The organism is Vibrio sonorensis (assembly GCF_001854765.1).
In the GTDB taxonomy this organism is placed as follows: domain Bacteria; phylum Pseudomonadota; class Gammaproteobacteria; order Enterobacterales; family Vibrionaceae; genus Vibrio; species Vibrio sonorensis.
This window is the reverse complement of sequence record NZ_LJJE01000022.1, coordinates 60299-78576: the sequence shown is the minus strand read 5'-3', so window position 1 is coordinate 78576 and position 18278 is coordinate 60299. Positions and strand designations below refer to the sequence as shown.

11 protein-coding genes and 3 pseudogenes are annotated in these 18278 nt (G+C 45.7%); 7 read left to right on the top strand and 7 right to left on the bottom strand.

Translation table 11 applies throughout. The features are described 5' to 3' along the window. Positions 1 to 8 precede the first annotated feature (8 nt). Positions 9 to 1553, top strand: a complete 1545-nt coding sequence (locus BLO31_RS04075; protein WP_070963004.1) for a SpoVR family protein — start codon at positions 9 to 11, stop codon at positions 1551 to 1553. Positions 1554 to 1878: 325 nt separating this feature from the next. Then, positions 1879 to 3383 (top strand): annotated as a pseudogene (metG, locus tag BLO31_RS04070) (methionine--tRNA ligase). A 79-nt stretch (positions 3384 to 3462) separates the two neighbouring features. Here metG and BLO31_RS04065 read toward each other — a convergent pair. The 4 genes and pseudogenes from BLO31_RS04065 to BLO31_RS04050 form a co-directional block, all read right to left on the bottom strand. Continuing rightward, positions 3463 to 3642, bottom strand: coding sequence for a Trm112 family protein (locus BLO31_RS04065; protein WP_070963002.1), 180 nt, complete (start codon positions 3640 to 3642; stop codon positions 3463 to 3465). Then, positions 3623 to 4629 (bottom strand): annotated as a pseudogene (gene lpxK, locus BLO31_RS04060) (tetraacyldisaccharide 4'-kinase). The gene BLO31_RS04065 and the pseudogene lpxK overlap by 20 nt, the downstream one beginning before the upstream one ends. After that, entirely contained in the window at positions 4626 to 6380 is a 1755-nt protein-coding gene (gene msbA / locus BLO31_RS04055; protein ID WP_070963001.1) for a lipid A ABC transporter ATP-binding protein/permease MsbA, read from the bottom strand. Before msbA ends, lpxK begins: the two are co-directional and overlap by 4 nt. A 48-nt stretch (positions 6381 to 6428) precedes the next feature. Continuing rightward, entirely contained in the window at positions 6429 to 8642 is a 2214-nt protein-coding gene (locus BLO31_RS04050; protein WP_084659597.1) for a DNA internalization-related competence protein ComEC/Rec2, read from the bottom strand. Positions 8643 to 8648: 6 nt separating this feature from the next. Between BLO31_RS04050 and BLO31_RS04045 the strand changes: the two genes are divergently transcribed. Further along, complete coding sequence (locus BLO31_RS04045) at positions 8649 to 9158, top strand: DUF2062 domain-containing protein (RefSeq protein ID WP_070963000.1); 510 nt, start codon at positions 8649 to 8651, stop codon at positions 9156 to 9158. Positions 9159 to 9305: 147 nt separating this feature from the next. On the opposite strand, the gene lolE is transcribed toward BLO31_RS04045, so the two are convergent. The 3 genes and pseudogenes from lolE to lolC form a co-directional block, all read right to left on the bottom strand. Beyond that, positions 9306 to 10550 (bottom strand): lipoprotein-releasing ABC transporter permease subunit LolE, encoded by a 1245-nt coding sequence (lolE, locus tag BLO31_RS04040; RefSeq protein WP_070962999.1) that lies wholly within the window; start codon positions 10548 to 10550, stop codon positions 9306 to 9308. Position 10551: 1 nt separating this feature from the next. Then, positions 10552 to 11238, bottom strand: a complete 687-nt coding sequence (gene lolD / locus BLO31_RS04035; protein ID WP_070962998.1) for a lipoprotein-releasing ABC transporter ATP-binding protein LolD — start codon at positions 11236 to 11238, stop codon at positions 10552 to 10554. Continuing rightward, a pseudogene (gene lolC, locus BLO31_RS04030) lies at positions 11231 to 12435 on the bottom strand (lipoprotein-releasing ABC transporter permease subunit LolC). Before lolC ends, lolD begins: the two are co-directional and overlap by 8 nt. A 217-nt stretch (positions 12436 to 12652) precedes the next feature. On the opposite strand from lolC, the gene BLO31_RS04025 reads away from it, so the two are divergent. The 4 genes from BLO31_RS04025 to BLO31_RS04010 all read left to right on the top strand — a co-directional run bounded on the left by BLO31_RS04025 (position 12653) and on the right by BLO31_RS04010 (position 18170). Beyond that, a complete protein-coding gene (locus BLO31_RS04025) occupies positions 12653 to 13222 on the top strand; it encodes a PilZ domain-containing protein (protein WP_070962997.1) in 570 nt (189 codons plus the stop codon). A gap of 8 nt (positions 13223 to 13230) precedes the next feature. Next, a complete protein-coding gene (mfd, locus tag BLO31_RS04020; RefSeq protein WP_070962996.1) occupies positions 13231 to 16692 on the top strand; it encodes a transcription-repair coupling factor in 3462 nt (1153 codons plus the stop codon). A gap of 39 nt (positions 16693 to 16731) precedes the next feature. Next, positions 16732 to 17514, top strand: coding sequence for a peptidoglycan binding protein CsiV (locus tag BLO31_RS04015; RefSeq protein ID WP_070962995.1), 783 nt, complete (start codon positions 16732 to 16734; stop codon positions 17512 to 17514). A 128-nt stretch (positions 17515 to 17642) separates the two neighbouring features. Beyond that, positions 17643 to 18170: a GNAT family N-acetyltransferase gene (locus BLO31_RS04010; RefSeq protein WP_070962994.1), complete on the top strand. Its 528-nt coding sequence runs from the start codon at positions 17643 to 17645 to the stop codon at positions 18168 to 18170. Positions 18171 to 18278 lie beyond the last annotated feature (108 nt).

Here is an 18278-nt window from a genome sequence, read left to right as displayed (position 1 = left end):
AGACCGTTATGACGACAAAAAGCAAAACCACCAGCAAGAAAAAGAGCAAGTTGTTGCCAGACGGCCCTGATTGGACCTTTGATCTGCTAGAAAAGTATCACACCGAGATTAAACGGGTCGCAGAACACTATCGATTAGACACATATCCCAACCAAATCGAGGTGATTACTTCCGAGCAGATGATGGATGCCTATTCGAGTATAGGGATGCCAATCAATTACAACCATTGGTCTTTTGGTAAAAAATTTATCCAAACAGAACAGGGATACAAGCATGGTCAAATGGGTTTGGCCTATGAGATTGTAATCAACTCAAACCCGTGTATCGCCTATTTGATGGAAGAGAATACGGTCACCATGCAAGCACTGGTAATGGCTCATGCCTGTTACGGTCACAATTCATTCTTTAAGGGAAACTACCTGTTCCAAACATGGACCGATGCTAGTTCGATTATCGATTACTTACTATTTGCTAAGAAGTACATCAACGACTGCGAGCAAAAGTACGGGGTTACCGAGGTCGAAGAGTTAATCGACTCCTGCCACGCACTAATGAACTACGGAGTCGACAGATACAAACGACCAGAAAAGATCTCGATTGCAGAAGAAAAGGCGCGCCAAGAGGAGAGAGAAGCCTACCTGCAATCGCAAGTTAACGAACTATGGCGAACCGTTCCACAAAGCAAGGTAGTGGATGAAGAAGCCAAGCAGCGATTCCCTGAAGAGCCACAAGAGAACATCCTTTACTTTATCGAGAAACACGCCCCATTGTTGGAGCCGTGGCAACGAGAAATTGTTCGTATCGTACGTAAGATTAGCCAATATTTTTATCCGCAAAAGCAAACCCAAGTAATGAATGAAGGGTGGGCGACGTTCTGGCACTACACAATCCTTAACCACCTGTACGACGAAGGCATAGTATCGGAAAGATTTATACTTGAGTTTTTGCACAGCCATACTGGCGTGGTCGCACAGCCCGCTTATAACAGCCCCTATTTCAGCGGTATCAACCCTTATGCACTGGGTTTTGCCATGTTTAGGGACATAAAGCGCATTTGTGAAGAGCCAACGGATGAAGACAAAGAGTGGTTCCCTGATATCGCAGGGGCAGATTGGTTGGACACTTTGCACTTTGCAATGCGAAACTTTAAGGACGAAAGCTTTATCAGCCAGTATCTCTCACCGAAACTCATGCGTGATTTTAAGCTGTTTTCTATTGTCGATGATGACAGAAAAAATTTCATCGAAGTCACCGCTATCCACGATGATACGGGCTATAGAAGCATTCGAGAAAAACTGGCCGCCCAATACAACTTGAGCAACCTTGAGCCAAATATACAAGTGTTTAACGTCGACGTGCGCGGCGACCGTTCTCTTACTTTGCAGTATATTCCTCAAGATCGAATCCCTCTCGACGAAGGTTACGACGAAGTACTCAAACACCTTTATCGCCTATGGGGTTTTGACGTGATATTAGAAGAAGTTAAAGAGACTGGACGAAGAGAGATACTTGCCACCTGCCCTAAACGCGGCGACTACGACAGCAGCATTTAACTGCAATCTCACCAAAACACAATCACATCGATAAAAACGAGCGACCATCATCGCTCGTTTTTATTCGACGTCAACCATGAGTCAACCAAATGATTAATTTCCTTACTTGTCAGATGGCTATGCATCTGGTAGTTTAGTAATTATGAGCAGAACTTATTCAATGCACACTTCAATGATGAACATGCCTTCTATGCGAATGCTAGAGGGGATGGGCTGCTTATTGTAAATTTTCTACGCATCACCATTCCAAAAATCCCAAACTGGAATGGTTAAAACACCCAACGAGTCACAAATGCCGTTCCAGCACTATTAACTGGAGACATTTATGACGTCAATTATTACTACCCCTATTTTTTATGCCAATGGTGAACCACACCTCGGTCATGCCTATAGCGGAATTATCGGTGACATACTTCATCGATTTGCCAATCTGTACAACCAGCAAAGTCTACTAATTACTGGTACCGATGAGCACGGTCAAAAAATAGCGCAAGCGGCGGAAAAAAATCAGTCCGATATTCATGGTTTTGTCGACAGTAAATCGCGCACCTTCTCAGAGCTATGGCCTATTTTAGATATACACCAAGTGTGTTTATTCGCACCACGGAAGAGCGCCATAAGCACCACGTCAGCCATGTATGGAAAACCTTGTTTAATAGCGATGATATCTATCTCGGTAGCTACAGCGGCGAGTACTGCGTGGGTTGTGAACAATTTTATGCCAAGCGGGACCTCATTGACGAGACTCACTGCCCAATCCATAAACAAGCCGTTCAAACCGTTGAAGAAGAGACCTATCTATTCCGATTAGAAAAGTATCGGCTTAAGTTACTAGACTACTACCAGTCAAACCCAGAAGCGATTACTCCCTCTCACTTCCATCAAAGCGTTATCGCTCAGTTACAAGAAGGCCCGCTTGAGGATCTCTCTGTATCCAGAATAAACAACAAATGGGGGATCCAGGTTCCCAATGACAGTCAACACACTGTCTACGTCTGGATTGACGCCCTGTTTAGTTACCTGACTGCAATGGACCAAGCAGGCTATAAAGCCGCTGCGTTAAGCCATACCAAGCACGTTATCGGTAAAGACATTCTGCAATTCCACGCCATCTACTGGCCTGCGTTTCTGCTAGCCCTCGACCTCCCTTTGCCAGAGCAACTGATCGTACACGGGTGGTGGACAATTGAAGGACATAAGATCTCTAAATCGATTCCAGAGACAACCGTTCATCCCAGTCACTTTAGTGACAGGCTAACCAATGATGGTCTGCGTTATGCCTTGGTCAGACAAAAGCCTTTACACCGCGATGGGAACCTCGCAGTGACTGAACTCAGTGAAGTAATTAACGCGGATTTAGCCAATAACCTCGCCAACTTAGTAAAAAGAAATCACACCTTGCTGCTCAAGCACTTTTCTGGTCAGCTCGATGTCGACCCGGAGACAAGTTTTGACACGGAGTGTTGGGACTTACTAAAACAGAGTGAATCTCAGCTCAAATCCGTAGTGCATAGCTATCGCTCCCATGATTTGTACCAAGTTACGATTGCGTTGCAACAGGTACTCACCACACTAAACAGCTTTTTTCACTCCAGAGCCCCATGGCTCATCAACAAGGGGAAAGATCAACAACATGTCAAAAACACCTGCTATCTAATAAGTAACTTGCTAAGAGAGATCGCTTTTCTCTACTCCCCAATCACACCCGCTTTATCAGGGCGTATATTGTCAGAATTAGGCAATGCGGAAAGCTCCCTCATTACCACCCAATCCGTGGCCTTAAAGGGCGTACATATCACTACGGCAAACAGCCATTTTCAAAGGGTTTAGCCTAAACTCACAGACGCTAAAACTCTGTGATTTAAAAAGCGAAAAGGGAGCTCATGCTCCCTTTCTTTAACTTAGTGACCTAGCGCCCTTCATCCATACTCATGGTTCTGGCTTCAGGCTCCAGCAAAACCGGTATCCCATCTTTGATCGGATAAGCCAGTCTATCGAGTTTGCAAATTAACTCTTGATTCTCTTTGTCATAAGTCAACTTGCCCTTACATACAGGACAAGCCACGATCTCAAGCAGACGATGGTCCATTGTTAGCTATTACCTCTTTTATTCTTCCTATAATGCGCTGGCTATCTTGCGGTGCAAAGCGTGCTGATACTGGCAAGTACCACCAATTACTTTGGCTAAACTCAGCGCATTTAACCGCATCTTTTTCTGTCATAATCAGATGTTCACCTTGCCCAGCAAGCCCCATCAGATCTGACGATTTAAACTCTTTGTGATCAGCAAACCCTTGTTCTACCTTTACATTTGCTCCCAACTTCCTGAGAGTCGCAAAGAACCTAGGTGGGTGTCCTATGCCCGCCATCGCAACTAACCCCGTTAACTCGCTCACGTCTCGACGTTCTCCGGAATTTAAATTGATCGCTTGAGATGGCTGTAAAGTCATCACGCTTCACCAGTGATTTGGTCACCGCCATTGGCTATGATGAAATCTACTTGTCGTAAACGTTCCATCCCTTCCCGAAGAGGCCCCAATGGAAGCAGTTTTTGATTGCCGTATCGACGCTTTCCATCAACCACGGCAATCTCAATATCTCGTTGAAGCGCGTAATGCTGTAGGCCATCATCCGTAATAATGACATCGAGATTAAAATCCGAAAGCGCTTTAACCGCATTGGCTCGAACCGGATCCACGGCAACTGGCACACCCGTTCTACGAGCAATTAAACTAGGTTCATCTCCACATTGCTGCGCTGGTGTCTCTTTATCAACCAGCAAAGGGTAAGCTTCGGCTTTGCCACCATATCCGCGAGAAACCACACCCGGTTTAAAACCTAGAGATTTGAGCTCTTCCACAAGCCAGACGACAACCGGCGTTTTACCGTTACCTCCAGCAGTGATGTTACCAACGACCACGATAGGCACTTCCGCCTTATAACTGGACTTTTCTCCACTTTGATACTGTAGACGTCGCCGCTTGGACAAGTACCCAAACAATAAACTAAGCGGCCACAAAAGTGGCCACAATATCCAAAGCATAGGATGGTTTTGATACCAAATCTTTTCTATCAAGATTGGTCTCCGAATTGAATGCGATGCAACTGAGCATAAGCCCCATCTTTCTCTATCAGAGTTTTGTGAGGCCCGCGTTCGATGACTTCGCCTTCGTCGACAACCAAAATTTCGTCAGCTTCTTCGATGGTGGATAAACGATGCGCGATTACCAATACCGTTTTATCTTTTTGTAATTCATCTAACGCTGCCTGAATCGCTTTTTCAGATTCGGTATCCAGAGCGGACGTTGCTTCATCGAGTATAAGAACAGGGGCATCTCTTAGCAGCGCACGAGCAATAGCAATGCGCTGGCGTTGCCCACCAGATAAACTGGTACCATTTTCGCCAATAACCGTATCTAGGCCTTCATCCATATTGTCGATAAAATCCATGGCATAAGCTAGCCGAGCCGCGTGTTCTATCTGCTCTCGACTGTATTCTTCTTTCGCCGCGTAAGCGATATTGTTAGCGATCGTATCGTTAAACAAGTGAACATTTTGAGACACCAAAGCAAAGTGCATACGCAAGTTTTCTAACCCATAATCGCGAACGTCATGGCCATCTAGCTTTATAGAGCCAGAGTCGACGTCGTAAAAACGAGTGAACAAGTTGGCGATCGTACTCTTACCGGAGCCCGATCGGCCAACAAGCGCTACAGTTTTTCCTCTAGGAATTGAAAAGCTAACGTTTGATAACGCCGGTTTCTCTTTGCCTTCATAAGTAAAGGTCACATTTTCAACATCAATATCGCCATTGACTTTGCTTGGCTTGTGCGTGCCTTTATCTTGCTCGGTTTCCAAATCCATTAAGGCAAACAGAGTTTGGCTGGCAGCCATACCCCGTTGGAAGTCAGAAGTCACATTTGTCAGCGCTTTTAACGGGCGCATCAAACCAAACATCGCCGAGAAAACAACGGTGAATGTACCCGGCGTTAGATCGCTTCGAATGGAGTCAACGCTGGCAAGGAACAACACCGTGACCAGTGCAATAGATGCAATAAGTTGGATAACTGGGTTCGCAATAGCTTGAGCAGCGACCAGCTTCATAGTTTGCTGGCGCATTTGGTTACTCACTGAGTCAAAGCGTTCCCTTTCAACATCTTGACCGCCGTAACTGAGCACAACTTTGTGCCCTTTGAGCATTTGCTCGGCCGAGGAAGTGACATGCCCCATCGCTTCTTGCATATTTTTAGAGATTTTTCTAAAGCGCTTGGAAACCACACCTATGCCCCAAGCCACCAAAGGCGCGACCACAAACAGTACAAGGGATAGCTGCCAACTGTTGTAAAACATCAATACTAACAAGCCGAGGATACTCGCGCCTTCACGGACAATACTAACCAAAGCACGGCTAGTGGCTCCAGCAACTTGCTCTGAGTCATACGTGATTCTCGACAATAAACCACCTGTCGACTCTTTATCAAAGTAAGACACAGGCATATGCATAAACTGGTTAAATATCTTGCGTCGGATTTGCATCACGACATTTCCCGAAACCCAGCTTAAACAATATGTAGAAATGAAACCACTCAAGCCTCGGATGACCATCATGGCAAAAATAATCAATGGAAGAACACGTAGAAAGTTGGATTCAGCATTGCCAAAGCCTTCATCTAACAGAGGTTTCAAAAGGGAAACCATATACGTGTCGGCAACGGCGTTAACAATCAAGGCTACCACTGCAACGGCAAGTCCCGCTTTATAAAGGCGAATATAGGTCCACAGCCTTTTAAACGTCTGCCAAGTGGTTTCGTCGTGATTTTCAGACATAGAGAAGCTTTAAATTATTTGAATAAGCTACCTATTCTACTCCCTTCCTTAGCATCTGCCTATACCAAGTATCACCTTCGAGATTTCTAAGCCCATAAAGGTGTAATCGTTGGCGAAGATATCCACCCTAATCAAACCATTTTTCCCAGTATCCAGCCATAGAGCGCCACTGTTTTTGTATCGCTCAACCACTTCTTGTGCAGGCAAATTCCAACGGCCTCTAAAACGGTTAGAAGAGAGGGCAAACTTCGCCTGAACCCCCTCTACAAACGCGATAGACGACGAAGTTTTACTACCGTGATGAGGGATCACCACAATGTCTGACCTAACAACGCCTTCTCGCAAAAGAAGATATTCCACTAAGGTCGTTATATCACCGGAAAGTAACAAAGTAGGTGACGGCGTTCCAAAACGCACCCGTATAACACACGAATGTGGGTTGTATGCTCTAGCTACGCGTTTAGGCGGCCACAATACATCAAATGACACTTCTTGCCAGCGCCACTCTTGCCCTTTAACGCAGGGGAGCCCTACCCCTAACTGACTAGTGCGCAGCCAGTTGGGATTCCATTGGTTAGTTATTGTAGATAGACCTCCCGCGTGGTCAGAGTCGAAATGGCTAATGATCACACCGTCTAGTGTGTGCACCCCTACTTGCTTGAGATAAGGTGTAATAATCGATTTGGCTACACTTCCATCAGTCCATGCTGCGGCCGTATCGTAAAGCACTGCATGACCATCCTTTCGTATAATGACCGCCAGACCATGACCGACATCTAAAACCTCCACTTGCCAGTTTGGGGCTCGGATACTGCTTAAGGTGAGTAGACTGAGCAGCAAAGCAGCCGCTCTCGATGTAAAGTTGAGGTAAGGCCACAGGACAAACACCATTAAACCAGATAAGAAAAACGCAACCCATGAATGAGAGATAGCAAGCCATCCAAATTCGACCACCTCAAGCGAATAAACAACGGGTTTAAGCGCCATATCTAGCCATTGCCACATTAACTCACTAAGATTTGGAAAGACTGTCCACACCCCTACACTGAGTAAAAGAACAGGAACAACTAAGATACTGAACCAGGGTATCCAAACTAGATTGTAAGCAATGCCAGTGACACTGATACCGCCAAACCACACCAAGGAAAAAGGCATAATAAGTACGGGCACCATGGCAAGCGGAATAAGTTTTCTAAAAGGGGCAGGGTGTGAAAACAGCAGTTCAACCAAGTAAAAAATCAGTGCCACCGCAGCGAAAGAGAGCCAAAACCCCGCCGACAAAGGACTAAACGGGTCCAATAGCAAAACCAAACTGAGCGTCAAAAGCCATTTGAATAGCAAACTCACTTTGGCCTCTAACAAGATAAAGCAGGCCATAAGGCCACACATGAGAAGCGCTCTAAGTGTTGACACCGTAAAGCCAGCTAAAAAGGCATAGCTCAAAGCGAAAAACAGTCCCAACAAAAGAGGAAGATATAGGAACCGTCCGGTGATTCCCATTAGCCAGATCCCCAAAGAACAGCCAATGAAAAACGCCATTCCAATATGCAGTCCTGAAATCACGAAAAGATGGCTTAGGCCTACTTTTCTGAGTCCTTCCTCAAGTTCATTGTTAATAACGTTACGGTCGCCAAACACTAAGCTGATAAGCAAAGGGGTCAGTTTGTTATCTTCAACCACCCTAGACATGGTTTGATACAATTTGCTACGAAAGCCCAAAGATTCAAAAATTATGTAAGAGGTTTTGTCACTAATTTTCGCTTCACCGACAACGCCCTGCGAAAACCAATAGGCTTCTTTGTCAAAACCAACGCCATTAAACCGGCCTATAAGGCGGGCTAATCGCACTTTTGCCCTTACTTTATCACCGGCATATAGACGGTGAGGCGCGATCAATTTGACTTTGCTTTGTTGATACCATGGCAATTTGTGACCATTGATTGATCTAATTAAAACAACCCCTTCAAACCCATGACTTATTTGCTTAAAAAAGCTGTTAACCTCGGCATTTATGGTAATATCCTGTCCGGCCTTAAAAACAGAGTGTGATTTTACTCGAAATAAGTTGCCTTGGATTATGATCACCATTAGTCCTAAGATGATACCTGCACCCCACTTAACTGGAGGTACACGTATCGTGGTCATAATGATAAGTAGAAAGAGCAACACCCAATTCAATGAAGGCAGTGTGGGCCATTTCATGGCGGAAAGGATAACGACGCAAAACGAAGTTAGCGTCCAGTAGTTGAAACAGAGAGTCATAATTCGATGCCAAGAAAGTTTATAAAACGATTTATGCCTGACCACGAGTTGATCAAACGCCAAAAAGCGTTAAAAGTCTTTGGCAATGTGCTTTATAACCCTAACTTGTGGTGTTTAAACCGACGTTCTGCTGCTGGTGCTTTTGCCGTTGGCCTTTTTATGGCATTTGTGCCCCTTCCCAGTCAGATGATAATGTCAGCTGGACTGGCCATTGCATGTGGCGTTAACCTCCCTCTATCGGTTGCATTAGTGTGGATAAGTAACCCAATCACAATGCCTGTCCTATTCTATTTCGCTTATAAAGTCGGCGCGTGGACGATGAACGTTCCGCCACAGGATTTCCACTTTGAGCTCTCATGGGAGTTTATACTCCACCAAATGAACACCATAGGTCCTCCATTCCTACTCGGTTGCCTGATTTGCGGAATCGCATCAGCAATGGTTGGGTACTTCGGTATAAAAGGATTGTGGCGTTATTCCGTTGTTCGAAGTTGGCAGCAAAGAACCACAAAGTAAAAGTTCTTCAATAGGCTTCAAGCAGAATTGAAAGAAAGCTTGCCATAACAACAAGCAAATGGATGAAAATTAGGAAAGCTTAGAATTGAAAAAAGGATCCTGCGATCCTTTTTTCTTTTTGTAGCGTCAACAAACTAAGTAAAGCGACTATTTCGCACTTAGTACTTCTGCTGGGTTGAGCTTGCTTGCTCGCGATGCGGGATACCAAGTCGCAATAAGGCTCAATATTATCGCGGTTAGCGACACCATCAATACATCACTTAACTCAACCTGTGACGGCAAAAAATCCACAAAGTAGATGTCTCCGGACAAAAACTGATGGCCTATTGCTGATTCAAGACTTTTGATCAAAGAGGTCAAGTTCAAAGCGATTAGTACGCCAAAAGCACTTCCCACTAACCCGCCAAAGACACCAGAAAATACACCCTGCCAAACAAAAATCCGTTTGACTAAACCGTCGCTCGCGCCCATGGTTCGCAAGATAGCTATTTCAGACGCTCTGTCCTTCACCGCCATCATTAGAGTAGAGACGATGTTAAAGCAGGCGACACCGATGACCAGCACCATCACTAAGTACATAATGGTGCGAACTAACTGGATATCTCGATAGAGAAAACCGTACTTCTGCTCCCAGCTTCTAACGTACAAGGCCACCGATTGCTGGTTGCCGGCGTCTCTAATGATAGACATAGCGTTGAGAACGTTATCAACTTTAAGGGAAACACCAGTCACACCATCACCAAGCTTGGCGTAGGTCTGTGCATCTTGCAGTGGAATAATCGCTAAGTTGTGGTCAATTTGTCCATTTAGGGTAAGCAGACCGATGACCTTAACTCTTACTCTTTTCGGGGCTTGTACTTTTGTGGTTGAGCTGGTCTGCGGGATCATCAAGGTAAGAAAGTCACCTTGCGCGACATTGAGCAGCTTGGCGACACCAGAACCTAAGACAACACTTCCCTCGCCCGGAACAAAAGCGTGCCAAGCGTCAGAATCAACAAAATCAGTTAAGCTAGAGACCTTTCGCTCTTGCTCAATATCAATACCACGTACTTCAATCGCTTTCAGTTCTCGTCCCTTTTCAGCCAATGCGGTCAGCTTGATATAAGGTGCGGCAGCAAGAATGTTAGCATGAGATTCAGCTTTTTCAGCCACTTGTTGCCAGCTTTGCAATGGGCCTCGGTAGCCTTCGAACTCGCCGTGTGAAATCACGGATAAAACGCGATTGTTAAGTTCGCGTTCAAACCCGTTCATCGCTGACAAACCTATAATGATAACCGCGACACCTACTGCAATACCGATAGTTGAAGAGAGAGAGATAAATGAGACCATTTTATTGCGCTGTTTCGCACGACTAAAGCGACCGCCAATAAACAGGGACAACGAGGAAAACACGTTATGCCTCCTCGACATTAAGCAATAAACCGTCTTGCATATGAAGCTGTCTGTCCATTTTACCCGCAAGCTCTTTGTCATGAGTGACCACTAAAAAGGCCGTATTTGACTCCGCGTTGAGTTCTCGCATTAGTTGATAAATCGACAGAGCGGTTTTGTGGTCTAAATTACCAGTAGGCTCATCCGCTAAAACTAAAGAAGGCTTGTTGACTAAGGCACGTGCGATAGCAACCCTCTGTCTTTCGCCACCAGACAACTCAGCGGGTCGGTGTTGAACTCGGTGCTCCAGACCCACTTTTGCCAGCAACTCACTCGCTTGTTTTTTAGCATCTGCAACTTTACTTCCGCCAATCAGCAACGGCATAGCGACATTTTCCAACGCTGAAAAGTCCGAAAGCAAGTGATGAAATTGATAGACAAAACCTAAATGTTGATTTCTCAATTTGGCTTGTTTGTTCGCTTTTAGCGTAGCTAAATCATGGCCTTGAAACACGACTTGACCGCTAGTGGCTCGATCTAACGCTCCCAAAATATGGAGCAAAGTACTTTTCCCCGAACCAGAAGAACCAATAATCGAAGCCAGCTCTCCCTTCTCTAAGTCAAAACTCACGCCTTTGAGAACCTGAGTTTCAAGACTTCCTTCGCAATAGGTCTTAGCAACATTCTGGCACTGTAAAAGCTTATTCATATCTTAACGCCTCAGCAGGTTGAACCGAGGATGCTCGGTAGGATGGAAACAGTGTCGCTAATAGGCTTAGCAGAATAGCCAGTATGACAACAACAAAAATTTGCATAGGATTGATAACTACCGGGAGTTCCCCCCCACGGCAAAAAGTCGGATCCCCAAAGAGGAAAGTAAGCTGTTGATATTAGAAGATAACACTATACCTAAGCCGCCCCCCACCAAGGCACCAATCACTCCACTACTAGCCCCTTGGACCATAAAAATGGATAGAATTTGTTGATCTGTCATGCCCTGTGTTTTGAGGATCGCCACTTCAGACTGCTTCTCCATCACCACCATTATCAGAGCGGAAATAATGTTAAAAGCGGCCACGCCGACAATCAGTCCCAACATCAAGCCCATCATATTCTTCTCCATGCGAACGGCTTGAAACAACTCACCTCGCTGGACTCGCCAGTCTTGCCACTGCCAACCTTCTGGTAAAACCGATTGGGAAACGTCTGCTACGGAGAATGGGTCGTCAAAGTAGAGTCGCCACCCTGTTGCTTGTCCCGAACGCATCTTTAATAGACGTCCTGCATCTTGAATATGGGTGTAGAGTAACTGTCCATCAACATCGGAACCGGTATTGTAGATGCCGGCAACAGTAAAAAGACGTTGACTGGGAATACGACCTAACGGCGTGTATTGGCTTGCACCCGTCACCATGATTCGAACGGTATCACCAATCGTGATATCCATATCTCGCGCCAACTGGTGGCCGATAAAAACTTGATATTTTCCTGCCTCAAGATGACTGATTCTACCCGCAATAACTTGCTGTTTAATGGGATCATCACTGTTGGGGTCTAAACCGATCAGCAAGCCAGCAGACAACTGACTACTACTTTGAATCACTGCTTCGGTTTGAACAACGGGTTGGACTTGTGTAACCAGAGGCAGCTCTGCAATAAACGCTTTGTCCGCATTCATATCCGTTTTTCCACCTTGCTGGGACACAATAGCTTGGGGCATAACGCCGAGGATACGATTCTTAAGTTGGGACTCAAACCCATTCATCACCGACAAAACAGTCACAAGAGACATCACCCCGATGGTAATGCCTGCGGTCGACATATAAGAGACAAATCGACTAAATTTATCGCCAGAGCGTCCGCGCAAATATCGAAGACCGATAAATGTAGAGACAGGATGGAACATAAAGAAAACCAATAAATTACTATGGCAACTACTCTACCCATTAATGCGGTTGGGTTGTAGCCTAAATTGCCAATTCAAGGTCAAACTCCTGTATTTGTGCGGCAAACAAGCGTTCAAGCTCCACAATACCCTCAGAAAGAGGCTTAGCCCGAGTCAGATTCTGGTATCTGACAAGGACTTGAGTATAATCGAAAGAAAATAAGAGGGAATTATAGCTATGACTGAACAAGAATTTTTTAGTGTTAACCATCAGATGAATGTCAACGTTGAACTACTTGATTCAGATTTCGTCTTTCCTTCTTTCGAACTCTTTACGGGAGAGATCCCAACTTCATTTATCGTCGCAAGCGAATTTACTCAACTGGATCACCTAAACGAACTGGCACACGCGGAACTTAAAACTCACGATTTAAAAAGTGTTGTCACACTGCTAGACAACCAGAACGCCAAATTGAATCTACTGTTGACTTATATGCTGTCGCAGCAAGACATTGCCGAAAATCGTTATCAAACCACCTCATTTGGAGCAAGTCAGTTCAACTGCACTATGCCAGTCTCCTGCCAGATTATGTCAAAGGTTAGAGTTAAGCTCTTCCTTGAGCACCCTGCCGCTGCAATTTATTGCTATGCTCATGTCACCGAATGTGAAGAGAGTGAGCAAGGCTTTTTGGTAACGTTCAAATACGATTTACTTCGCGATGAAGATCAGGACCTATTGATCAAGGCCGCTTTGTATCAACAGCAGAAACTGTTGCGTCAGCGCTCATTGAATCGAGACAAACAATAAGCAATACCATGTCTAATACAGCAATTCTTAATCTGGTTTCTCCAAGTGAAGCTGGAGATAAAAAATTCGTCGGAAACCTAAGTGGGGCGACGTTACCTTTGGCAATCGCTGAGCTATCAGCGGCTTATAAAGGGCACACCTTACTAGCCGTCGCCGATCCCCAGACGGCACTCAAGTTACAGCAAGAAATCGAACAGTTTTCCAGTGAAGAAGTCTGCCTGTTTCCAGATTGGGAAACCTTGCCATACGACAGCTTTTCGCCGCACCAAGAGATCATTTCGGATCGCATTGCCCGTCTGTATCAGTTGCCGACGCTCACCGACGGTATCACTATCGTCCCCGTTAGTACCCTGCTACAACGCCAATCGCCACGCGACTTTTTACTGCAACATACCTTAATGGTAAAAGCAGGTGATCTTTACTCATTAGAAAAGCTGCGTTTACAGTTAGAGAAATCGGGCTATCGTCATGTTGACCAAGTGTTTGGTCCAGGTGAATACGCCAGTCGTGGCTCTATCATTGACCTGTTCCCTATGGGGTCATCTGACCCATTTCGCATCGACTTTTTCGATGACGAAATTGATACCATTCGCACCTTTGACCCCGAAAACCAGCGCTCTATCGACGATGTAGCTGAAATTCGATTGCTACCCGCACACGAATTTCCCACCAGTGAAAGTGCGATAGAAGATTTTCGTATTCGCTGGCGTCAGCAGTTTGAAGCAAGAAGAGAACCAGAATCCGTCTATATGCAAGTGTCTAAAGGCACTTGGCCAGCGGGTATCGAATATTGGCAACCGCTGTTTTTCGAGCAAACAGAAACGCTGTTTGACTACATTCCCGAAAACACTCAGTTACTCGTTGTAGGGGAAATCGAGCCTGCGGTGGACCAGTTTTTAACTGACGTTGAACACCGTTATGAGCAGCGCAAAGTTGACCCATTGCGACCTCTTCTCACACCAGAAACCTTATGGTTAAAGAAAGATCAACTCTTTAGCCAGTTTAAAAATATGCCACAAGTGGTATTGAGCGCAGAAGCCGTTGCGAAAAAAGCAGGTCGCCTCAATGTTGACGTGAGTCCGCTGCCCAACATTGCCGTCGCCCATCAAAACAAAGAACCGATGGCCGCTCTGCGTCAATTTTGTGAGGGCTTTACAGGTAAAGTGGTATTCTCTGTAGAATCCGAAGGCCGACGAGAAGCACTATTGGAACTGCTTCAGCCAGTCAAACTGCGTCCTGTAGAAGCAGACAACTTGGCGACCGCGCTGGAGAGTGATGAACGCTTCAGCTTAATCCTAGGAGCTAGTGAACACGGGTTTGTCGGTAGAGGCGATAGCTACGCCCTGATATGCGAAAGCGACTTGCTCGGCGATAGAGTTATCCAACGCAGACGCAAAGATCGAAAAACAACCAACAGCGATGCGGTAATCCGCAACCTCGCTGAGTTAAAGCCGGGACAACCTGTTGTACACATTGATCATGGCATTGGTCGATACATCGGGCTGCAAACATTAGAAGCAGGGGGAATGACCACAGAGTATGTCACCCTTGAATATCAAAATGACGCCAAGCTTTATGTACCTGTCGCCTCATTAAACCTTATCAGCCGATATTCAGGTGGTGCAGAAGAGAGCGCCCCTCTGCATAAGCTAGGTGGTGAAGCTTGGGCAAAAGCTCGTAAAAGAGCAGCGGAGAAGGTTCGCGATGTCGCAGCAGAGCTGCTAGATGTCTATGCCAAGCGAGAGCTTAAGCCCGGCCATAAATTCGAACTCGACCGCGGCCAGTACGCGACATTTAAATCTGGCTTCCCATTTGAAGAAACCGACGACCAATCCAATGCCATAAACGCGGTGCTATCTGATATGTGTCAGGCAAAAGCCATGGATCGCCTAGTGTGTGGCGACGTCGGCTTTGGTAAAACCGAAGTGGCAATGCGAGCAGCTTTCCTATCGACAGACAACGGAAAACAGGTCGCGGTTTTGGTGCCGACCACCCTACTGGCCCAGCAACATTTTGAGAACTTCCGAGATCGATTTGCAAACCTGCCGATCCGCGTTGAAGTACTCTCCCGCTTTAAAACGGCTAAAGAGCAAAAACAAGTCATTCAAGACATTGAAGATGGCAAAGTCGATATTCTCGTCGGAACCCACAAGCTACTTTCCAACGACATAAAGTTCAAAGATCTAGGCCTGTTGGTTGTCGATGAAGAGCATAGATTTGGGGTTCGACAAAAAGAGAAGATCAAAGCGCTACGCGCCGACGTAGATATACTGACTCTCACGGCAACGCCGATACCGCGAACCCTCAACATGGCAATGAGCGGGATGCGCGATCTTTCCATAATTGCCACGCCACCAGCGCGAAGACTATCGATAAAAACTTTCGTCAGACAACGGGAAGACAGCGTAATAAAAGAGGCCGTCTTGCGCGAAATCATGCGTGGTGGCCAAGTTTACTTCCTCCACAATCAGGTGGAGACCATAGAAAAAGTTGCTGCGGATCTGGAAAAGCTGATACCAGAAGCGCGAGTGACCGTTGCTCATGGTCAAATGCGCGAAAGAGAGCTAGAGCGTATCATGAACGATTTCTACCACCAGAGATTTAACCTCTTGGTGTGTACTACGATCATAGAAACGGGTATTGATGTACCGACGGCAAATACCATAATTATGGACAGAGCAGATAACTTAGGCCTTGCCCAGTTACACCAACTGCGCGGTCGCGTTGGTCGTTCCCATCACCAAGCCTATGCTTATTTGCTCACTCCGCATCCCAAAGCCATCACAAAAGACGCTGTTAAAAGATTAGATGCTATTGCCTCTCTGGAAGACCTTGGTGCAGGATTTACTCTCGCCACACATGACTTAGAGATACGCGGCGCTGGAGAACTTTTGGGCGATGAGCAAAGTGGTCAAATTCAATCGGTGGGTTTCACTCTCTATATGGAAATGCTTGAGCAAGCGGTTGAAGCCCTCAAAGAAGGAAAAGAACCATCCTTGGACGAACTACTACGAGAGCAAACGGAAGTAGAAATGCGATTGCCAGCACTACTGCCAGATGACTATATACCAGACATCAACACCCGTTTGTCTATGTACAAGCAAATCGCTAGTGTTCGTGATAGCGGTGAACTCAATGAGCTAAAAGTAGAGCTCATTGACCGCTTTGGACTATTGCCCGATGCGACCAAAAATCTATTATCAGTGTCCGAGCTAAAACTCGACGCTGGACAGATAAAAGTTCGCAAGATTGAAGCCCATGACAAAGGTGGCTTTATCGAGTTCTATCCAAACGCTGACATAAATCCGGCTTTTCTCGTTAAACTGTTGCAATCACAGCCACAAAAATTTTCCCTAGAAGGGCCAACTAAGTTTAAGTTTGCGGTACCATTGGTCGATAGAAGAAAGCGCATTCAATTTGTATCTGATATGCTAGGCGAGTTTAAAAACAACCTGTTACCCGCTTCTTAACCATAGTAAAACGGTGAATAACACCAAAATGGAGTTTTAATGAAAAAACTGATCCCACTGCTGCTGTTAGTAATTGCATGGCCAACATGGGCACAGCGACAGTTTGATGTTGAAGTGATCATTTTCAAAAGAGCAGTCGACGCTGAGCAAACCTCTGAATCATGGCCAAACTCAGTGGAAGCGATCAATCTTGATAAAACAGGATATATGTCCGACTCTAACTACCGTAAGAAAAAAGGGGTAAGCCTGCTTTCAGCATCAAGTTATGAGTTAAAAGAAGAAGCGGAAAAGTTACGCCGTCACGCTGGTTTTGAAGTATTAATGCATACGGCTTGGCGACAGGGAGACCAAGGCCGTTTCTCCGCACCATCTTTTCGTATTCGCGCTGGACGAGATTTCTCTAAACAATTTCACCCAGACGGCACACAAATAAGTGGTGACACCGTTGTCCCGCTTGATGGACAACTAACAGAGCAAAACGTACCTAGCCCAATCTACGAGTTGGATGGAAAACTCCAGATCTACGTTGAGCACTACCTTTACGCCGACGTCGTGTTGGATCTCAAAGCACCAAGCGTTCGAAAAATCACACTAGAAGACAAGCCATTAGAGTTTGAGACTCGAACTGATTTGGGCAGTGACGACAACAGCCAAAACATCCAAGTAGGCATGATGGAAGATGTGACTCCAGAGGTGACAGTCGAGTCTTTTCTCAAGCATTATCGCATGGACCAAAAGCGTCGAATGCGCAGCTCAGAAACTCATTTCCTAGATCACCCTCTACTCGGAATGATTATTCAAGTACGACGTGTCAATAACTAAAACTCGTTTCAAAGGCTGCCATCGGCAGCCTTATATTTCCAATTACTAGATAAACCCCATTTGTCGATTATCATAAAGACTACCTACTTTTGATTCCCTAGTAAGGCGAATATGAGCCTGACTATCAAATTATTACCCAACGACTCACTCTCGGACTGATTGAAGAAAGTGATACAGCAAACTTGCAAGACCTAATCACTCAAAGCCCGTCACTGCACGACTGGGTTGACTGGTGCCGCGAAGACTTTACCCTCAAAGAAGCAGAGCGATTCATTCTCGCCACCAGACTCAATTGGGTAAAAGCTCAGGCTTACGGCTTTGGTATTTTCGACCGAAAGCACGGCAATAAATTAATCGGTATGGTGGCGATTAATGAGCTCTACCACACCTTCAACATGGCCAGTTTAGGCTATTGGTTGGGTGATGAGCACCAAAACCAAGGCTATGCCAAAGAAGCGTTAGACGCCCTTATCGAGTTTTGCTTCAGCATGTTGAAACTGACCAGACTAGAAATCGTTTGTGACCCCGACAACCTTCCAAGCCAGAAGTTAGCAATCGCTTGTGGGGCACAGTTTGAAACGATGGCAAAAAACCGATATTTACACCATGGCATCCCTAAACTGGGAATGGTTTACTCCATCGTTCCAGAACAGTAACTGGCCAGTGCTTATTTAAGTGCACCCTCGACAACGCATTGACTCTTTTGTCTGATCTCACACCACACCTGTAAAGTTTTACGTATCTCCGTTCGCCATTTGATACTC